The following is a 1778-nucleotide window of genomic DNA, read 5'->3' on the forward strand; positions in this document are numbered from 1 at the left end:
ATTTGACTGGCTTTACTCCAGCAGCGCAAATTTAAACGGACAAAACTTCGACGAAACCTGGGCGAAAGCGGCGGCGGATCAGGTCGTGGATCAAAATTTCAGCCAAAACGCAAGCTCAAAAATATATAAAATTTCAAAAACTAAAATTTTACGGATTAGATAGAGATGCCGATTAAAATTTACGCGCGCAAAGAGCGCTCAAAAAGAGGCGCAGTAGTTTATAAATTTAAGCGACTTTGTAAATTTAAATTGCTCTATAAATTTACCGAACCGTAAAATTTCGTCACATATAAACCGCGCAAATACCGTCTGGAATTTTAAAAAATTGTAAAGGATCACGGCAGGCTCGCAGAAAAATCATATAAAAAGCTGCACCCCCATTCCCCGTTACCTTCAAATAGTAAAATTACTGCCGTTTTCGAAGCCGTAAAATTTCGTCATTGCTAGCTTTGAATGAAATTCTATCGCCAGATACTCTCGATCAAAATTTTAACTCGGGCGAGCTAAGATTATCGCTAGAAATTCTCGCATCCCGAGTGTTCTGGATCAAAATTTTAAAGATCAGACATTGCCGCCGGTTTTTATCCGAGTCGCTACACGCCGTTTTATCGCAGCCCTACCGACGCTGCTTCTACCTTTGATTAAAATTTCATCTTTAATAAAAGCTCATCTGACGCCGCTAAAATCAAAATTTCGCCGCTGCACCAATAGTTTTAATAAAATTCAGACGCCGCTTCTGCCGACACCTATTCGATTAAAATTTTATCGCCGCTACTGCAAGTAGTTTGCGATCAAAATTCTATCATCGCCGATTGTATATCAAAAATCCCGCCGCTGCCGATACTATCGCCTTTCATCGCCGCTATCGCTGCGCCCCCCCATCGCTACTATTATTGCTTTACCTAGCCGCTATTGCTACTGCCGCCGCAGCAAGCGTCGCAAAGCCGTCTGCGTCGCTCACGCCGCCCAGCCGCCAAACCGGCACGTAAAGCTTAAATGTACCGCCATTGCTGTGCCGAGACGACGGCCGATCCGCGATAAAATTTCCGCCGCTGTCAGAAGCGCTACTACTTGCCACAACGACTTCCGCCATTACTCCGCCGCCGCGAGCGCCGCAAAAACCTTACCGCTCGCGCTAGCCGCATAGTGTGCAGCGCGTCAAGGCAGACGCTGCAAAGCGCGCAGCGTATCAAAGAAAACGCGGTAAATTTTAAAATTTAAACCGCCTTTCGCCGTGCATAAATTTTAAATTTTCATGAATTTAACGCCGCCATTCTTGCTTTATATTAAAATTTCGCTAAAATTACCGCATTAAATTTGAAGCGCAAACGGCTTAGCTTAAACCGCTTGCGGGCAAATTAAATCCATTCAAGGAGCTTTTATGAGCGGTGTTGCGTTAATCATCTGCTTCGCCATAGCGGTCGTCGTGATGATTTTTTTGATCTCCAAAGCAGGCGTTCACCCATTTTTGGCGCTAATGCTTATCTCCCTGGCGCTCGCGATCGTTGCGGGCATACCGCTAGCCAAGATCCCCGCGATTATCGGCGACGGATTCAGCGGCACGTTTAAGAGTATCGGTATCGTCATAATCTTCGGCGCGCTCATAGGCACCGTGCTCGAAAAGACCGGCGCGGCGCTCAAACTCGCCGATATGGTCGTAAACGTAGTCGGGCAAAAGCGCCCCGAGCTTGCGATGCTCATAATGGGCTGGATCGTAGGTATCCCCGTATTTTGCGACAGCGGCTTCGTCGTTTTAAACCCGATCCGAGAAGCGATCA

The 1778-nt window shown here is 46.6% G+C and carries 1 protein-coding gene and 1 pseudogene; one reads left to right on the forward strand and one right to left on the reverse strand.

Annotated elements, in window-relative coordinates; translation table 11 throughout:
- Positions 1-898 precede the first annotated feature (898 nt).
- The gene (locus tag Q0117_RS02325) at positions 899-1093 is read right to left on the reverse strand and encodes a hypothetical protein (RefSeq protein WP_297921988.1); all 195 of its coding nucleotides are present in this window, start codon (positions 1091-1093) and stop codon (positions 899-901) included.
- A 288-nt stretch (positions 1094-1381) separates the two neighbouring features.
- Here Q0117_RS02325 and Q0117_RS02330 point away from each other — a divergent pair.
- Positions 1382-1778, forward strand: a pseudogene (locus Q0117_RS02330) (GntP family permease); the annotation flags it as partial.

It is taken from the genome of uncultured Campylobacter sp., assembly GCF_937997535.1.
Lineage (GTDB): Bacteria > Campylobacterota > Campylobacteria > Campylobacterales > Campylobacteraceae > Campylobacter_B.

Excerpts from the sequence above, each read along its gene's own strand:
- Q0117_RS02325 (WP_297921988.1), bottom strand. The coding sequence starts at position 1,093 with ATGGCGGAAGTCGTTGTGGCAAGTAGTAGCGCTTCTGACAGCGGCGGA.